The organism is Rhizobium redzepovicii (assembly GCF_019793435.1).
GTDB lineage: Bacteria > Pseudomonadota > Alphaproteobacteria > Rhizobiales > Rhizobiaceae > Rhizobium > Rhizobium redzepovicii.
In genome coordinates this window covers 249718-265870 of the sequence record NZ_JAILYH010000008.1, presented here as the reverse complement: position 1 = coordinate 265870, position 16153 = coordinate 249718, and the positions used below count along the sequence as shown (strand labels likewise).

General features: G+C 61.9%; 16 protein-coding genes. 9 read left to right on the top strand and 7 right to left on the bottom strand.

The genetic code is table 11. The features are described 5' to 3' along the window. Positions 1–25: 25 nt before the first annotated feature. Entirely contained in the window at positions 26–1183 is a 1158-nt protein-coding gene (locus tag K6N12_RS15205) for a GGDEF domain-containing protein (protein WP_097628700.1), read from the top strand. A gap of 64 nt (positions 1184–1247) precedes the next feature. On the opposite strand, the gene cysE is transcribed toward K6N12_RS15205, so the two are convergent. The 5 genes from cysE to K6N12_RS15180 all read right to left on the bottom strand — a co-directional run bounded on the left by cysE (position 1248) and on the right by K6N12_RS15180 (position 5683). Then, complete coding sequence (gene cysE / locus K6N12_RS15200; RefSeq protein WP_097628701.1) at positions 1248–2066, bottom strand: serine O-acetyltransferase; 819 nt, start codon at positions 2064–2066, stop codon at positions 1248–1250. 82 nt (positions 2067–2148) lie between these two features. Next, positions 2149–2595, bottom strand: coding sequence for a GNAT family N-acetyltransferase (locus K6N12_RS15195; RefSeq protein ID WP_097628794.1), 447 nt, complete (start codon positions 2593–2595; stop codon positions 2149–2151). Positions 2596–2660: 65 nt separating this feature from the next. After that, on the bottom strand, positions 2661–3650 hold the full coding sequence (locus K6N12_RS15190; RefSeq protein WP_097628702.1) for a WD40 repeat domain-containing protein: 990 nt from the start codon (positions 3648–3650) through the stop codon (positions 2661–2663). Then, positions 3650–4747 carry a CobW family GTP-binding protein gene (locus K6N12_RS15185; protein WP_097628703.1) on the bottom strand — a complete coding sequence of 366 codons (1098 nt, stop codon included), beginning with the start codon at positions 4745–4747 and terminating at the stop codon, positions 3650–3652. Before K6N12_RS15185 ends, K6N12_RS15190 begins: the two co-directional genes overlap by 1 nt. A 147-nt stretch (positions 4748–4894) precedes the next feature. Continuing rightward, positions 4895–5683: a creatininase family protein gene (locus K6N12_RS15180; RefSeq protein WP_097628704.1), complete on the bottom strand. Its 789-nt coding sequence runs from the start codon at positions 5681–5683 to the stop codon at positions 4895–4897. 85 nt (positions 5684–5768) lie between these two features. Here K6N12_RS15180 and K6N12_RS15175 point away from each other — a divergent pair, with 85 nt between their 5' ends. From K6N12_RS15175 to K6N12_RS15145, 7 genes are all read left to right on the top strand, one after another. After that, the gene (locus tag K6N12_RS15175) at positions 5769–6281 is read left to right on the top strand and encodes a MarR family winged helix-turn-helix transcriptional regulator (RefSeq protein WP_003590237.1); all 513 of its coding nucleotides are present in this window, start codon (positions 5769–5771) and stop codon (positions 6279–6281) included. Positions 6282–6401: 120 nt separating this feature from the next. After that, positions 6402–7424 carry a LacI family DNA-binding transcriptional regulator gene (locus tag K6N12_RS15170; RefSeq protein WP_003590238.1) on the top strand — a complete coding sequence of 341 codons (1023 nt, stop codon included), beginning with the start codon at positions 6402–6404 and terminating at the stop codon, positions 7422–7424. Positions 7425–7452: 28 nt separating this feature from the next. Beyond that, on the top strand, positions 7453–8409 hold the full coding sequence (locus tag K6N12_RS15165; protein ID WP_097628705.1) for a 2-hydroxyacid dehydrogenase: 957 nt from the start codon (positions 7453–7455) through the stop codon (positions 8407–8409). 189 nt (positions 8410–8598) lie between these two features. After that, the gene (locus tag K6N12_RS15160; RefSeq protein ID WP_097628706.1) at positions 8599–9774 is read left to right on the top strand and encodes a toxic anion resistance protein; all 1176 of its coding nucleotides are present in this window, start codon (positions 8599–8601) and stop codon (positions 9772–9774) included. A 22-nt stretch (positions 9775–9796) separates the two neighbouring features. Further along, on the top strand, positions 9797–10504 hold the full coding sequence (locus tag K6N12_RS15155) for a TerD family protein (RefSeq protein ID WP_097628707.1): 708 nt from the start codon (positions 9797–9799) through the stop codon (positions 10502–10504). Between the two features lie 70 nt (positions 10505–10574). Next, on the top strand, positions 10575–11555 hold the full coding sequence (locus K6N12_RS15150) for a hypothetical protein (protein ID WP_239620449.1): 981 nt from the start codon (positions 10575–10577) through the stop codon (positions 11553–11555). 3 nt (positions 11556–11558) lie between these two features. Continuing rightward, positions 11559–12338, top strand: a complete 780-nt coding sequence (locus tag K6N12_RS15145) for a VWA domain-containing protein (RefSeq protein WP_097628709.1) — start codon at positions 11559–11561, stop codon at positions 12336–12338. Between the two features lie 51 nt (positions 12339–12389). On the opposite strand, the gene K6N12_RS15140 is transcribed toward K6N12_RS15145, so the two are convergent. Next, the gene (locus tag K6N12_RS15140; protein WP_097628710.1) at positions 12390–13169 is read right to left on the bottom strand and encodes a gamma-glutamyl-gamma-aminobutyrate hydrolase family protein; all 780 of its coding nucleotides are present in this window, start codon (positions 13167–13169) and stop codon (positions 12390–12392) included. A 293-nt stretch (positions 13170–13462) separates the two neighbouring features. Here K6N12_RS15140 and K6N12_RS15135 point away from each other — a divergent pair, with 293 nt between their 5' ends. After that, positions 13463–14569, top strand: a complete 1107-nt coding sequence (locus tag K6N12_RS15135; protein WP_097628711.1) for a TRAP transporter substrate-binding protein — start codon at positions 13463–13465, stop codon at positions 14567–14569. An 86-nt stretch (positions 14570–14655) separates the two neighbouring features. Here the strand turns inward: K6N12_RS15135 and K6N12_RS15130 are convergent, their stop codons facing one another. Further along, positions 14656–16143 (bottom strand): TRAP transporter large permease, encoded by a 1488-nt coding sequence (locus K6N12_RS15130; protein WP_097628712.1) that lies wholly within the window; start codon positions 16141–16143, stop codon positions 14656–14658. Positions 16144–16153 lie beyond the last annotated feature (10 nt).

Here is a 16153-nt window from a genome sequence, read left to right as displayed (position 1 = left end):
TCCGCGAGAATTTCGGGAAAGCGTCATGCTGCTGGATCTCAGGACGATCTATTTCATTGTTGCCGTGAGCTGCTTCGTGCTGGGCATCCTCCAGCTCGCAGCCTATGCGACCGGCCGCTTCGAGAGATGGCCGCTCTGGTGGGGCTTGAGCAACCTGCTTGTCGGCGTCGGTTCCTTCCTCGTCGCGCTGCGCAACCTCGTTCCCTATTCGGTTTCGGTCGACGGCGGCAATATCGTGACCATTGCCGGCTACATGCTGATGTTCTTCGCGGTGCGGGTCTTTGCCGGCCGGGCCCTTGACCAGCGCTATTTCTGGCTGGTCATCCTTCTCGTCAGCGTGCCTGTCGCACTTATTGTCAGCGATCCCTCGGCGGTGTCGGCGAGGCTCCTCTATGTCTCCGTCATCTGCTGCCTCTGCGATCTTGCCGTCGCAAGGGAGGCAATCGGTATTGCCCGGCGTGAGAAGCTTTATTCGGCCGGCCTGCTCGTCGGCCTCTATGTCTGCACTGCGATGATCTTTGCGGCGCGCAGCGTTCTTGCGGCGACCGGCGAGATCGGCGGGCCGGATCCTTTCGGCGGCAGTGTGGCCCATAGCTGGATGGCGGTATCGGCGGTCGCATTCATCATGCTGCGCAGCATGGCTATGGTGCTGATGGCCGCCGAGCGCAGTCGAAATCAGCTGACCGAACTCGCCCACCACGATCCGCTGACCGGCGCGCTCAATCGCGGCGGCCTTGCCCAGCGCCTGCCGGCCCTCGGTTCTCAGCCGGTATCGCTGCTGATCATCGATATCGATCACTTTAAGCAGTTGAACGACCGGCATGGCCACGCCGCCGGCGACGATATCCTGCGGCTTTTCGCCAGCGTCTCGCGAGGCATCATGTCCTCCCACGATCTGCTCGCCCGTCAAGGCGGGGACGAGTTCCTGGCGGTGCTGAAAAACATTTCCCGGGAAGAGGCGGTGGCAATTGCCGAGCACATCCGTCTTGCCTTTGCCGCGGCCGTTATGCAGCGGCCGGATCTGGCCGTCTTTCCGACGCTGAGCATCGGCGTCGCCACGCGTGGGGAAAGCGGTGGAGATTTTGAACAGCTGGTAAAGAAGGCGGATGAGGCGCTCTATCGGTCGAAGCGCGAAGGCCGCAACCGGGTCGAAGCCTTCGGAGAAAATCAGCAGGCCGCGTAACGGACGGGGTTTGTTTTACGCAATTCCGGACGCAAAACCGCTTCACGCTTTTGCTGGAATGGCTCTAAATATTCTGGTCCATCGTCTCGGCGGGGATTTCGTCGGCGCGGTGGACACGCACCAGCGTTGCCGGCACGCCGGCGACCGTGCAATGTTCGGGAACCGGCTTCAACACGACGCTGCCAGCAGCAATCTTGCTGAAGGCGCCGATTTCGATATTGCCAAGGATTTTGGCGCCGGCGCCGATCATCACGCCATGGCGGATCTTCGGATGGCGGTCGCCGGTTTCCTTGCCAGTGCCGCCGAGCGTGACATTCTGCAGGATCGAGACTTCATCCTCGATCACCGCCGTTTCACCGATGACGATGCCCGAGCCGTGGTCGAGCATGATGGAGGCGCCGATCCGTGCGGCCGGATGGATATCCGGGCCGAAGACCAGCGAGGCGAGATTGGCGAGCCAGGTGGCGATCTCCGAGCGGCCGGCATTCCAGAGCGCGTGGGCGATGCGGTGCGTCTGCAGTGCATGAAACCCCTTGAGGTTCAGGAGCGCGTGAAGAAATGTCGTGCAGGCCGGGTCGCGTTGGCGCACGGCGACGAGATCGGCCTCGATCGCCCGCATGATATCGTCGTTGAGGGTGGACAGGATGAGATCGAACAGATCTCCGGTTTCCACCTGCGTCCCAGCAAGCCGTGCGGCGAGCACGTGGGCGATGATCTCATTGCTGCCGGAGGTGGCCGTTATCTGCGCGGCGAGCAGCCGTTGCAGGATCGGTTCGCGCGCGGCAAGCTCGATTGCCTCGGCGCGGATCACCGCCCAGACGAATGCATTGTCCAAGGACTGCGGCTGTTGCTCGGCCAGACCAAGGCCGGTCGATTTCGGCATTCCTGCTTCCTCTGCGACTGCGCAGCCAATACCTGCGCGGATTTATGTTTTGCCCGGGCAAGGCTTTAGACAAGCCCTGATTTTAGCCGCCAGATGGTCGCAGGCCAGGCGTCAACTCCGGAAGCCGACGCCAATGATAGCGCACATCAGCTTCTTTTTCCTCATTGTCGGCGCCGTCGGTCTCTTCCTCGATGGAAAAACCGTGCCGCTCGTAGAAAGCGCGGGCGCCGATATTGCGTTGGAACGTCCAGAGCCTGATTTCATCCATCTCCTCCTTGGCGCAGCCAAGAAGCAGGGAGCCGATGCCCATGCCCTGGAAGTCAGGCAGAACGTAAAGCTGCTCTATCCAGTCGTCGCCATAGGCGATGATGCCGACCAGCCGGTTTCCCATGGCGGCGCCGAGGATCGTGCAATTCGGCAGCAGATGCATACGCCAGTAATGCTCTTCTTCACCAGGTGTATGCAGATCCGGCAGCCAGGGCAGCCGCTGCCACAGCGCCACGCGCCTGATCGTTGCGGCCGCCTGCATGTGGTCGGCGCCGAGCGCCACGATTTCCGCTTCCGTCACGATGTCGTCCTGGCCAGCAATAAGGCTCAAGCCGAAATATCGATGACGCCGCAATCGCCGGCTTCGGAGGCGAAGGCGAGCAGCTTGCCGTTTTTGCTCCAGCTCATCGCCGTGACCGCGCCCTTGCCGGGGCGGCGCAGCAGCGCCTCCTTGCTGTCGGCGATGCGCACGGCGAGGATCATGCCGTCGATGAAGCCGATGGCGAGGATATCTTCGAGCGGATGGAACTTCACCGCGGTCGCCATGATGTTGGCGCGGGTGCCGAGCTCGAGCGGCGCCTTGCCCATCGGCCCGTCCTTGCCCTGGAAGGGCCAGACGATCGCCGCCGGCGCGCCTGACGAAGCGAGCCATTTGCCCTTGACCGACCAGGAGAGTGATTTCACTTTGGTGGGGTAACCGGTCATGCGCATGTGGCGGGCTTCAGCGCCGGGCTTGCTGTCGAGTTTCCAGCCGTGCAGCGCGTTTTCCTGCATGGAGGTGACGAGGAAATTGCCATCGGGCGAGAAGGTGACGCCGGTATGCGCACCCTTCCATTCGAGGTCGATCGGCTTGGCGTTCATACCGATCCAGTGCAGCGACACGCCGTTATAGCGCGCGGCTGCGATGCGCAGGCCCTTCGGCGCGAAGGCAAGGCCTTCGACCGTGCGCTCCTCGGCAAATTCCTTGGTCGTGCCGTCAGCAAGGCGCACGAGCGAACTCTTGCCGTAGGAATAGGCAATGGCGCCTTGCGGGCCGGCCGCGACCTGCGAGATCCACTTGCGCGGCGCGCTGGCGAGTTCGCTGACGCTGCCGTCGGCTGAGATGCGCAGCACCTTGCCATCCTCGCCGCCCGAGATCAGGCTCTCGCTATAGGGATCGCGGATGGCGGTGAGCATGCCTTGGTGGGCTTCTGAAACCCTGTCGCTGCCATCCAGCCGGTGAAACGTGCCGTTGGCGCTGGCAAAGAAGGGGACATCACCTAAAAATTCGACGGCCAGAACGTGGCCGTCGAGATCAAGCGGTGCAACTGTCGGCATCAGGCGGCTGCCTCGCAGGCCTTAAAGGAGGCTTCGAGCTTCTCGCGGTCGAGATCGCGGCCGATGAAGACGAGACGGCTTTCATGCTTCTCGCCGTCCTTCCACGGCCGCTGGTGATCGCCCTCGATGATCATGTGCACGCCCTGGACGACGTAACGCTCGGGATCGTCCTTGAAGGCGATGATGCCCTTGAGGCGGAGAATGTTCGGCCCCTGCGTCTGGGTGATCTTTTGGATCCAGGGGAAGAAGCGCTCCGGGTTCATCTGACCGCCGCGCAGCGATACCGATTGCACCGTCACATCATGGATCGCCGACATGGCACCATGTTGATGGGCGCCATGGTGATGATGCTCGTGCCCGTGGTGATCATGCTCATGATCATGATGGTGGTGGTCGTGATCGCAATCCGGGCCGCAGATATGGTCGTCATGGCCATGCTCAAGGAAATGCGGATCGTTTTCCAGCGCGCGCTCCAGGTTGAAGGCGCCCTGATCGAGCACGCGGGCGAGGTCGACGCCGGAGCGGCTGGTCTTGTAGACACGCGCGGCCGGGTTGATGGCGCGGACGATGTCTTCGATCACATCGAGCTCTTCCGGGGTCACCAGGTCGCTCTTGTTGATGACGACGACGTCGGCGAAGGCGATCTGGTCTTCCGCCTCGCGGCTGTCCTTCAGCCGCAGCGGCAGGTGCTTGGCGTCGACAAGGGCGATGACCGCGTCGAGCTCGGTCTTGGCGCGCACGTCATCGTCCATGAAGAAGGTCTGGGCGACCGGTACCGGATCGGCAAGGCCCGTGGTTTCGACGATGATGCCGTCGAAGCGACCGGGACGGCGCATCAGGCCTTCGACGACACGGATCAGGTCGCCGCGCACCGTGCAACAGACGCAGCCATTGTTCATCTCGTAGATTTCTTCGTCCGACTCGACGATCAGGTCGTTGTCGATGCCGATTTCGCCGAACTCATTGACGATGACCGCATATTTCTTGCCGTGATTTTCGGAAAGGATGCGGTTGAGCAATGTCGTCTTGCCGGCGCCGAGATAACCGGTGAGCACGGTGACGGGAATGGGCTTCTGCGTGGAGATCGCGTCGGTCATGAGAACCTCTAGGATTAGGCGTGCGGCCGAGCCGTTTGGATCGGCTGCTTCAAACGGTTGGTCTCATATAATGGCATGGGCGCGGCAGTTCAAAGGGTTTTATAATGTTATAAGATCACATCGTCTGCACCGCTCGGATGCCGATCTTTACCGGAACTGCGTGATGTCGAAGGCGTCGACATCACGCAGCAATTCCACTAGTCCTTTCACCGCATGGGCAATCAGCGCTTCGCCCTTTTCAGCCGTCGCAGCCGCGGCGTTTCCTGCCGCGCCCTGGGGATTGAGATCCGACATCTTCCAGCCGAAAGCATGCGGCCCGTAGGCGCGCAGATGCTTGAAGCGCCCGGTAAATTCGCTTTGTCGGGAAGGGAAGTCCGCCGCCTTCGCCATATCGACCATGTCGGGATGAAGCGCCAGCATCACCGAGGTCTCGATGTCGCCGCCATGGATGCCGATCGCCTTTTCCTCCGGCGGGATCAGGCCATCGGGCAGACCGAAGCGGGTCCAGCTTGTCGCCACGGCAAGCATGGCGAAGCGGATCCGTGCCTCGGTGGCGACGATCGTCATCAGGGGCGAATTGCCGCCATGGGCGTTCAGCATCACCAGTTTGCGGATATCCTGCTCGGCCAGGCGCTCGGCGATGCCGAGCCAGCGGTCGACCGCTTCGTCGAACGCGAGCGTCTTCGTTCCTTCAACATCCATGTGCTCTATGGAATAGCCGACAGATTCGGCGCGCAGGAAGGTGACCGGCAGGCCGGCTGATAAGGCCGCCTTCAATCGTCCGGCAATGCCTTCCGCAATCAGGGTGTCGGTTTCGAAGGGCAGGTGCGGGCCGTGCTGTTCGTAAGCGCCGAGCGGCAGTACGGCGATCGGGCGGCGCCCGCCGCGGGCGGAGACCGGGTCGCTATCGTCGAAGCGGGGCGAAGGCGTCATCATCCGGTCGTTGCCTCTTGTTTATGACGAGATCCTGGGCAATGTCATATCGCAGCGGCGCCAGCGCTTAAAGATCAAAGGGATGGCTATGGGAAAGAAGCATAAGGACGGTAAGAAGAACAAGTCCAAGAAGAAGGATCAGACCGAGTATACGCTCGTCGACCTTTCGCCGGCGCTAACCCAGGCGGCTCGTTCCATGCGCACGGTGCTCTCTCGCAACCTGCTCGAAAGCGGCCTCTATGCCGGCCAGGACGGTGTCATCCTCTCGCTTGCTGAGAGCGACGGCATGACGGCCGGCGGGCTTGCGCAAAAGCTCGGCGTCAAGGCGCCGACGATGACGCGCACGATCGGCCGCATGGAGGCGCAAGGTTTTCTCGAGCGCAAACCCGATGCCGAGGATGCGCGCCTTACCAAGGTCTATCTCACCGAGCTCGGGCGCGGCAGCGTGCAGGGGATAGAAATGGCGGCCTCGGCCTGCGACAGGCTGGCGACGCAGGCATTCTCCGAAAAGGAAATCCGCAATCTCGTCCGGCTGCTAAAGGCGATCGACGGCAATCTGCAGGCCGAAGCCCTTCATATCGAAGAACCGGACGAAGACTGAAAATACCCTGAAAGACGAATTGCTTCCGCCGGTTAAATCTTTTAATTAAACATTTTAAGGGGGCCGCGCCGGTTAGCCGGCGTGGTCTTGCTGTCTTGCGTGCTGCCTGGAGGAGGACACGTGGTCCAGAAGATCAAGCTTTCCACAATTGCCGAAACACTCGGCATTTCAACGGCGACGGTATCGCTTGCCTTACGCGACAGCCCGCTCGTCGCCGGCAATACCCGGGAAAAGATCAAAGAACAGGCGCGCGCGCTCGGCTATATCTACAATCGCCGCGCCGCCAGCCTTCGCACTTCGCGCTCCGGCATCATCGGCGTCGTCGTGCATGACATCATGAACCCGTTCTACGGGGAAATCCTGAAGGCGATCGAAAGCGAACTCGATCGCAGCCGCCACACCTTCATCCTTTCCAACCATTACGACAATGTCGAAAAGCAGCGCACCTTCATCGAGACGCTTCTGCAGCTCGGCGGCGACGGCGTCATCATGTCGCCGGCGATCGGCACGCCGCCTGAGGACGTGCAACTGGCGGAAGAAAACGGCATGCCGGCGATCTTGGTCGCCCGTTCGATGGAGGGCCAGGACCTGCCGACCTATCGCGGCGACGACAGTTACGGCATCTCGCTTGCCACCAACCACCTGATCGGCCTCGGCCACCGCTCGATCGCTATGATCGGCGGTACGGATCAGACATCCACCGGCCGCGACCGCTATCAGGGTTATGTGAACGCGCTGCGCAAGGCCGGCATCGAGGTCGATCCGAACCTGCGCATCCCCGGCCCGCGCTCGAAACAGGGCGGCTTCGAGGCGGCGGTGCATTTCCTGTCGCTGCCGCAGAAGCCGACGGCCGCCGTCTGCTGGAACGATCTGGTGGCGATCGGGTTGATGAACGGGATTGCCCGTGCCGGCCTAGTGCCGGGACGCGATATTTCCGTCACCGGTTACGACGACCTCGAGGAGGCGTCGATCGCCACGCCAGCGCTGACGACCGTCTGGAACGGCCAGACCGAGGTCGGGCGCCTGGCGGCCCGGGCGCTGCTCGACCGCCTTGCCGGTAGCCACGAGCCTGACGGCATGCATCTGATCAAACCGGAAATGCGCATCCGCCAGTCGACCAGTCCTCATCGGCCCCGCGCCTGAATCAAGACCGTATCCAAGAGGAAAAGCCATGTCCCGCATCGCCATTCTCGTTCCTGGGAAGATACACGAGCGTGTTCTCGAAAGTTTGAAGGATCGTTTTGACATCATCGCCGTCGCGCGCGAGGAAAAGCTTGCGCTCGACGCCGAGACCGCCGGCCGCATCCGCGGCGTCGCTGTCTCCGGCGCTTTCCCGGGTGCGTGGATGGACCAGCTGCCTGCTGTCGAGGTGATTGCCAGTTTCGGCGTCGGCTATGACGGCATGGATGTGAAGCGCGCCGCCGAAAAGGGCATCGTCGTCACCAATACGCCTGATGTGCTGAACGACGAAGTCGCCGATACGGCGATCGGCCTGCTGTTGAACACGATCCGCGAATTGCCGCGGGCCGAGGCGTGGCTGCGCGCCGGCAACTGGAAGCCGGGCGCGACCTATCCGCTGTCGCGCTTCTCGCTCAAGGGCCGCCATATCGGGCTCTACGGCCTTGGCCGCATCGGGCTCGAAATCGCCAAGCGGCTGGAGCCGTTCAAGGTGAAGATCAGCTATCACACGCGCTCGCGCCATGCCGATGCACCCTATGATTATCACCCGACGCTGAAGGGGCTGGCGGAAGCGGCGGATACGCTGATCGCCATCGTTCCGAAGACGCCGCAGACCCATAAGACGATCGATGCCGATATTCTGGCAGCCCTTGGTCCTGACGGTATTCTCGTCAATGTCGGCCGCGGCTGGACGGTGGACGAGGAGGCGCTGAGTGCAGCCCTTGCTTCCGGCGCGCTCGGTGCCGCCGGTCTCGACGTCTTCTATGACGAGCCGACCGTGCCGGTCGGCCTGCTGGAACCGGCCAATGCGGTGCTCCTGCCGCACGTCGCCTCCGCCTCGGTGCCGACCCGCAACGCCATGGCCGATCTCGTCGCCGACAATCTCATCGCCTGGTTCGAGAAGGGTGCGGCGCTGACGCCGGTACCGGAGACGCCGCAGAAGGCCTAGGCGCGGGGCGCGCCGTTCCAGGAGCGATCAGGAGCCTCACCTGATGTCAATCGACTGTTCCTCGATGATATGTTGCCCGACACGAACCCTTCGGCTACATTCCTGCCGATTTTTACAACTTAAGTTCGTAGCTTTCCGGGCGGCTTGAAGCCGAACCGTAAGGCTAGCCGAACAAAAAGGATTGACGGCATGTCGGAGCCAAGCACGCCGAACACCGCGACTCGCGAGACGAGCCCGCGTCTGACGCCTACGCTTTCAACCGGCAATCTGCCCGCCGTCGTGACGGTCGTTCTTCCGCTTGAAAAGGCAGGCGAGGTCAGCGATCTCGCAGAGCGGTTCAGGCTGGCGACCGTAGAGCCGCATGGTCTGATCACCTTCGGCCAGGAGGCTATCGGCGGTTTTGGCGCCAAGCTCGATGCCATCCTTTCGCAGATCACCAATGCGCAGTCGCCGGTGCTGTTCGAATTATTCCGGACGATCCGGGATGGCGTCAACGATGCCGATCTGAAGGGGCTCGAGGCAAGCATCCGGGAGAAGTTGAAGGGCAGCTTCCTCGAACGTTTGCTAATGGCAGTGGGTCTCGGTGATCCCGCCAAGCGCCTCAAGGCGGTGACTGACGAGGTTCGCGGCATGCTACAAAGCAAGGCCAAGTCCCTCGGCGATCTCGTCAGGCCGATGGAGGTGCAGATCGAGGAGGAGAGTGGCAAGCTCATCCTCGATGTGTCGCGCATGAGTACGCTGGCGCAGGGGTATCGCGATACGATCGTGTCTCTCGGCGTCTTCGTCGAGGCCGGCCGCCGTATCGTCGCCGATGCCGGCCGCGAACTTGACCGGTTGACCAAAGAGGCGGCCTCCGGCGATCCGCTCAAGGTGCAGGAAGCCCGCGATTTCTCGCAGAAGCTCGACATCTTCCAGAACCGGGTCCTCGTTCTTGAAACCGCCTATGCCAAGGCTCCGGCTGATCTCGATTCGATCGGGATTGCACGCGGTGCTGCGCTCGCGACCCTTGCGGATACTGTCACCTCGGCCAATGCGGAATTCAACGACATCAAGTCGGTCCTCATTCGGCTGCACGCACTCTTCCAGATGCAGTCGATCCAGCAGATGAACGCCATGCGGCGCGAACTGCGCGCATCGCTTCAGCAATATGGATCGCAGGTGCTCGAGGATGTCTCGGTCAATGCAGTCAAAGCCGCCGGCGAGACCCGGCTTGCCGATGCCGATCTGGTGCTTAGCACCGCCCAGCGGCTGCGCGATATCGCCGACAAGGTGGTCGCCGAAGGCGAGCGAAACAAGGAGCGTTATGCTGCCGCCCGCGTCAAGCTCGAGCAAGCGCGACAAATCGTGACCGATCGCCCGATCTGAGATTTCAGGAGAACCACAGCGCATGGCAACCTTCAAGCTCAACAAGGGTCAGTCATTTCAGATCCAGAAGGAAATCCAGCTCGTCCATTCGGGACTTGTCTGGGATCCGCCCGAAGGTTCAGGCCCGGCCTTCGATCTCGACGTGCATTGTTTTGCGCTGGTCCATCCGGGCGGCGATGCCAACCGTGCGCGACTCTACAATGAAGGCTCGCATGCGCTGTGTTATGCTTTCGTGCGCAGTTCCGGCAATCCGGAAGGCTCGCTCATCAAGAACGCTGACGGCTCCTTCCAGACGGATGACGGCTCGATGTGGCACGAACGTGACGACCGGACCGGACGTGGCGGCCTGATAAAAAGGTCGGAGCCGGACGATGACGGTGACGAAGACGGCCATGGCGGCGGTCACCACGATGAGGGGTTCCGCGAGGAGTTCAAGATCGTGCTGGCGAAGCTGCCGGCGGAGGTCTCGGAGCTTGCCGTCTGGGCGACGATCCATGATGCGGAACGTAAGAGACAAGACTTCGGCAAGGTCAAGAACGCTTATATCGAAGTTTGCGATGCGATGGACGACGAGCTTTGCCGCTACCAGCTTACGGCCGAGTTTGCCGGCAAGACGACGATACAGGTGGCTTCCTTTCTCAAGCAGGCGGATGGATCCTGGCGATTCCATGCCGTCGGCGCGGGATCGAATGCCGGACTTGGCGACGTCATTCAAGCCTATTTCGGCTGAACGGGAGCCTCACTTGACAAGAGGCAAGGCAGATGGACCACCGGAAAAGGAGCCGGACCGGTTGCCAAAGGTGCTTTTTCCGGAAAGCGCATCGCCTGACGTTGCCGGTCCTTCCCGGCCGCCTGCCGAACCGAGAATCCTGTTTGGTTCGCCACAAGCCCCGACACCCAAAGGCGACACACCGCGCGTTCTTGCGGCCGGCGAAGTTCGCCGGCGCATTGCCTGCAGCGTCGAGGCGCTTCTGGAGATCGACGCCAACGCTGCGGCATCGCTTGCGTCAATGGCGTTGCGCATCGTTGACGGGGCCAATCTCGACGACCATCATTTCGACGACGTCTTGCGCTTCGGCGCCAGCCTCCAGACAGAGCATGGCAGGCTTGCCGAAAGCGAACTTGCCCTTGTCGACAGCGAAGTGTTGGCGCGCGGAAAGCGCCTGAGTGCCGAGTTGCTCCAGCGTCTCGGCGAGCTCGACCCTGACCGCGTCTTTGCCGTTCGCGGCGGCGTTCTGAGGGCGATCAAAGCGCTGGCGGCGCCGCGCGATCCTGCCGGCCTGTTTTCGCAGCTTTACCCTGAAGTGCAGGCCTTGGCGAAAGAGCTCGATGCGCTTGCTCCCGAGATTGTCACCATCGCGAAAGGGTTGCGCGCCGTCGGCAAAGGCTATGCGACGCTCGACCGCAATCTGGCGGCCCATATCCTGGCGGGGCGCTTCCTCGTTCATTACGTCAGCGCGCTCCAACTGTCCGATCACGAGCGGCAGGCCCATTACGCCTCGCAAGCCGAAGCGATCGAAACGAGGACTGTCAGTCTCGCGGCCACGAAAGCCACGATCGAGGTGAGCACGCGGACCGTTGCTGCCGTTGCACGACACGTCGATGCATTGGGACACGCTGCACAAGGCCTGTTGCAGGAGGAGCTGCCGGCGTGGCATGCGGCCTATTCCGCGGCGCTGACGGCGGCGCGAACCGCTCTATCACCATCGCAGGCCGGCGCCGGAGCGCCGTTGCGCGGCATTCACGCGCGTATTCTAGGAAAACTCAAATCGGAGGGATGACCCATGACGACATTCAAGCTGCACAAGCCCGAGGAAGAAGTTCGCCGCGTCGGCTTCGTCCTTCAGAAACAGGGCATTCACGAGCGTATTCCGGCGCAGGTCGGCCTCAACATCGATGTCTCGGGCTCGATGAGCGACCTTTTCAAATCCGGCGCGGTACAGGCGGCGCTCGAGCGTATTCTTCCCGTCGCTCTTTATTTCGATGATGACGGGCGTATCGATACCTGGGTGTTCTCCAATCAGGAGAAGATGGCATCGCTCGCGCCGGCTACCGCGAAAAATTACGAAGGTTACGTCGAGCGCGAGATCATCAGCAATAATAAGCTGAAAACCGTGCTCTGGGGTGGCACCGATTATGGCCCAGTCATCCGCTCGAACCTGATGACATATGGTTTGATGGAAGAGGAGGCGGCTGGCGGTCTGCTCGGCATGATCTTCGGCATGAGCCGCGATACGTTCGGCGAGGAGACACGTTCGGGTATTCCGGCGATCAACTATTTCCTGACGGATGGCGAGAATGCCGACCGGGATGCGGCCTGGACGCTGCTACAGAAGGCCGAGCGCGCCGAATCGCAGATCTACTACGTCATGGTCGGCGTTGGCGACGAACGCTTCGACTTCCTGCGTAGCGCGGCAGAGCAATTTCCGAATGTCGGCTTCGTCAGCGTCAAGGATCTTGGGGAGTTCGTCGGCAGCGACGATGCCTATGAGAAACTGCTGCCGGCGGAGCTCTGCACCTGGCTCAAGCATGAGCATGATGACGAGGACGAAGATCACCATTGATCGACGCAGTTCAACGCCCGGCGGGTCTGGTGGCTCGCCGGCATTGCGCCGTCACGCGATCGCCTGCGCGGGGATGACCGGCAGCTTGGCAGCGGCATAGGCGCGGACGGCGTCGCCGAAAGCGGCGAACAGCTGGTTCGAGGACTTGTCGGTTTCAGCCCAATATTCCGGATGCCATTGCACGCCGACAGCGAAAGCCTTGGCGTCGATAACGGAAACGGCCTCCACCGTGCCGTCCTCGGCGACCGCTTCCACCTGCAGGCGTGGGGCGGTCCTGGCGATCGCCTGCCGATGCAGCGAATTCACGCGGACCTCTCCGGGGCCGAGAATGCTTGCGATGCAGGAGCCTTCCTTGACGTGGACGCTTTGGCGAATCGCATACATGCCGTCGCGGTCGACACCGTCCGGTCGGCGATGGTCCCAAATGCCGGGCTGCTCCTGGATCTCGCTTGCCAGCGAACCGCCGAGCGCGACGTTCAGCTCCTGGATGCCGCGGCAGATGGCGAGCAGTGGGATGGCGCAGTCGAGGGCGCGGCGGATCAGCGGCAGGCTGGTGGCGTCTCGGGCGGGGTCGAAGGGGCCGTCCTTGTCATTGGCCTCGGCACCATAGAGCGAGGGGTGCACGTTGCTGGCCGAGCCGGAAACGAGGAGGCCGTCGACGCGGTCGAGGATCGCGTCGGTATCGTAGCCTGCCTCGAAAGCGGGGATGATGAAGGCCATGACGCCGGCCGCATTCAAGGCGGCACGCAGATATTGATGCTGCACGGCATGCCAGGTCGCGCCGTCAAAGCTGCGGATATCGGCAGGAATGGCAACGATCGGTTTCGTCATATCAACCCCGGTAAAAATCTTTCAGCACAGCGTTTCTGGCGCCAGAACGGCCCTTAAGTCAACGCTTGGCCGTGTCAGGTGGCCAAAATACGGCCGAAGCAGCCCCCTGGCTCCCGGCTTCGCTGCTAAGCCGCTGATTTTGATAGGCGCACTCGTATTCGCTAGTTGCCGTCTTGATGCCAAAGGCTAATAGACTAAAGCTTGAATCGCGGCCCCCGCCATGCTTAGGTTTGCGCCGGCTGCGGGTGGGGTGAAGATTGGCCGCGCAGTGCCATCCATACGGGAGGTTTTTGATGGATCGTCGTTCGTTTTTCAAGAAGGCGGGAACCGCCAGCGCCGGCGCGGTCGCCGCAACGGCATTGGCAGCGCCTGCGATCGCGCAGGAGAATCCAAAGATCGCGTGGCGTATGACGTCGTCGTTTCCGAAGAGCTTGGATACGATCTATGGCGGTGCCGAGGATATCGCCAAGCATGTCGCCGCTGCGACAGACGGCAATTTCACGATCCAGCCTTTCGCGGCTGGTGAAATCGTGCCCGGCCTGCAGGCCGTCGATGCGGTGGCCGCCGGCACGGTTGAGGCAGCCCACACGACCTCCTATTATTTCGTCGGCAAGGACCCGACCTATGCCATCGGAACGGCCATTCCGTTTGGCCTGAACAGCCGCCTGACCAATGCCTGGTTTTACGAGGGCAATGGCAACAAGCTGATGAATGAATTTTATGCCACACAGGGCATGTATGCGCTGCCTGCCGGCAATACCGGTGCGCAGATGGGCGGCTGGTTCCGCAAGGAAATCAATACGCTCGATGACCTCAAGGGCGTCAAGATGCGCATCGCCGGCCTTGCCGGCCGCGTCATGGAGAAGGTCGGCGTCATCCCGCAGCAGATTGCCGGCGGCGACATATATCCGGCGCTGGAAAAAGGCACGATCGATGCGGCCGAATTCGTCGGCCCCTATGACGACCTGAAGCTCGGCTTCCACAAGGTGGCGAAGTACTACTACTATCCGGGCTGGTGGGAAGGCGGCCCGACGGTGCATGGCTTCTTCAACCTTGAAAAATGGAGCAACCTGCCGAAGCATTATCAGGCAGCGCTGACTGATGCCTGCGCCTTCGCCAACACCAACATGCTGGCAAAGTACGACTCGAAGAACCCGACCGCGCTGAAGCAGCTCGTTGCGGAAGGTGCGACGCTGCGCCCGTTTAGCCAGGAGATCATGGAAGCCTGCTTCCAGGCGGCGACCGGCATCTACAGCGAAATCTCGGGCACCAACCAGTATTTCAAGAAGATCTACGACGACCAGACCGCCTTCAAGCGGGACGCCTATCTCTGGATGCAGCTTTCGGAATACACTTTCGATACGTTCATGATGATCCAGCAGCGGGCAGGAAAGCTCTGAGGGCTTCCATCGGCACACGACACCAACGCATACATAACCCCGGATCGCTTGATCCGGGGTTTTGTTTTGGCTCTTATTTGGCGGGGTTATTTGGCCGGTGGCGGCGGCGCTCCCGGCAAGCCGAGTGGGGGCAGGGTCAGGCCGGGGATCTGCGGCGAGCCGTTGCCGCCGCCGATCGGGGGAAGGCCGAGCTGGCCGCCGAAGCCCGGGACTTCGATCTTGATCGAGTTCGGGTCGACCTTCGGGCCGTGATCCAGCCAATAGGTCACCGATTGCGGCCAGAAGATCACGATCGCCACCAGGATCAGCTGCATGCCGACCCAGGGGAGGGCGCCCATGTAGATATCCGAGGTCTTGACGTCCTTGCTGGCGATCGAGCGCAGGTAGAACAGCGCGAAGCCGAAGGGCGGGTGCATGAAGCTCGTCTGCATGTTGACGCAGATCAGCACGCCGAACCAGATCAGGTCGATGCCGAGATGCGAGGCGACGGGGGCGAGCATCGGGATGACAATGAAAGCGATCTCGAAGAAATCGAGGAAGAAGGCGAGCACGAAGATGAAGATGTTGACGAAGATCAGGAAGCCGACCGGCCCGCCGGGAATGCCCGACAGCATGTGCTCGATCCAGCGCGAGCCATCCATGCCCTGGAAGACCAGGCTGAAACAGGTGGAGCCGATCAGGATCATCACCACCATTGAGGTGATGTGGGTGGTCGATGTCATCGCCTCGCGGATCAGCGGCCAGGTGAGGCGGCGATTCATGGCGGCGAGCGCCATGGCGCCGACGACACCCAGCGCACCGGCTTCCGTCGGCGTTGCAAGGCCCATGAAGATCGTGCCGAGCACCAGGAAGATCAGCACGATCGAGGGCACCATGCCCATCAGCACTTTGGCGAGCAGCGCCCAGTTGAAGTCGCCGCGCACCTCCTTTGGCAGCGGCGGCATCGATTTCGGCCGGAAGATCGACATCACCAGGATGAAGAGCACGAAGATCGACACCTGCAGGATCGAGGGGCCGATCGCGCCGAGATACATGTCGCCGACCGACCTGCCGAGTTGGTCGGCGAGTACGACGAGTACGAGCGAGGGCGGGATCACCTGGGTGATGGTGCCGGAGGCGGCGATGACGCCGGTGGCAAGGCGAGGGCTGTAGCCGTAGCGCAGCATGATCGGCAGCGAGATCACGCCCATGGTGATGACGGAAGCGGCCACCGTGCCGGTGATCGCGCCGAGGACCGCGCCGACGAGGATGACGGCATAGGCAAGGCCGCCGGGTATGCCGCCGAAGAGTTTGCCGGTGCCTTCGAGCAGGTCTTCGGCCAGCCCGCAGCGCTCCAGCACCGCCCCCATGAAGGTGAAGAAGGGGATGGCGAGCAGTAGGTCGTTGGAAAGGATGCCGAAGAAGCGAAGCGGCAGCGCCTGCAGGAAGACTTCGCCGAAATGGCCGGTGACGATGCCGATGATGCCGAAAAACAGGCCGACGGCGGCCAGCGAGAAGGCGACCGGAAAGCCGTAGAGCATGAAGATGACCATGCCCAGGAACATCGCCGGCGGGATGATACCGAAATCAAACAAATCCGTTTCT

What these genes read in the sequence shown, in the direction of transcription:
- K6N12_RS15160 (WP_097628706.1), top strand. Translation starts at nt 8,599, where the DNA reads ATGTCGGAGCCAAGCACGCCGAACACCGCGACTCGCGAGACGAGCCCG.
- K6N12_RS15205 (WP_097628700.1), top strand. Translation starts at nt 26, where the DNA reads ATGCTGCTGGATCTCAGGACGATCTATTTCATTGTTGCCGTGAGCTGC.
- K6N12_RS15190 (WP_097628702.1), bottom strand. Translation starts at nt 3,650, where the DNA reads ATGCCGACAGTTGCACCGCTTGATCTCGACGGCCACGTTCTGGCCGTC.
- K6N12_RS15165 (WP_097628705.1), top strand. Translation starts at nt 7,453, where the DNA reads ATGTCCCGCATCGCCATTCTCGTTCCTGGGAAGATACACGAGCGTGTT.
- K6N12_RS15185 (WP_097628703.1), bottom strand. Translation starts at nt 4,747, where the DNA reads ATGACCGACGCGATCTCCACGCAGAAGCCCATTCCCGTCACCGTGCTC.
- cysE (WP_097628701.1), bottom strand. Translation starts at nt 2,066, where the DNA reads ATGCCGAAATCGACCGGCCTTGGTCTGGCCGAGCAACAGCCGCAGTCC.
- K6N12_RS15145 (WP_097628709.1), top strand. Translation starts at nt 11,559, where the DNA reads ATGACGACATTCAAGCTGCACAAGCCCGAGGAAGAAGTTCGCCGCGTC.
- K6N12_RS15140 (WP_097628710.1), bottom strand. Translation starts at nt 13,169, where the DNA reads ATGACGAAACCGATCGTTGCCATTCCTGCCGATATCCGCAGCTTTGAC.
- K6N12_RS15175 (WP_003590237.1), top strand. Translation starts at nt 5,769, where the DNA reads ATGGGAAAGAAGCATAAGGACGGTAAGAAGAACAAGTCCAAGAAGAAG.
- K6N12_RS15195 (WP_097628794.1), bottom strand. Translation starts at nt 2,595, where the DNA reads ATGCAGGCGGCCGCAACGATCAGGCGCGTGGCGCTGTGGCAGCGGCTG.
- K6N12_RS15180 (WP_097628704.1), bottom strand. Translation starts at nt 5,683, where the DNA reads ATGATGACGCCTTCGCCCCGCTTCGACGATAGCGACCCGGTCTCCGCC.
- K6N12_RS15155 (WP_097628707.1), top strand. Translation starts at nt 9,797, where the DNA reads ATGGCAACCTTCAAGCTCAACAAGGGTCAGTCATTTCAGATCCAGAAG.
- K6N12_RS15135 (WP_097628711.1), top strand. Translation starts at nt 13,463, where the DNA reads ATGGATCGTCGTTCGTTTTTCAAGAAGGCGGGAACCGCCAGCGCCGGC.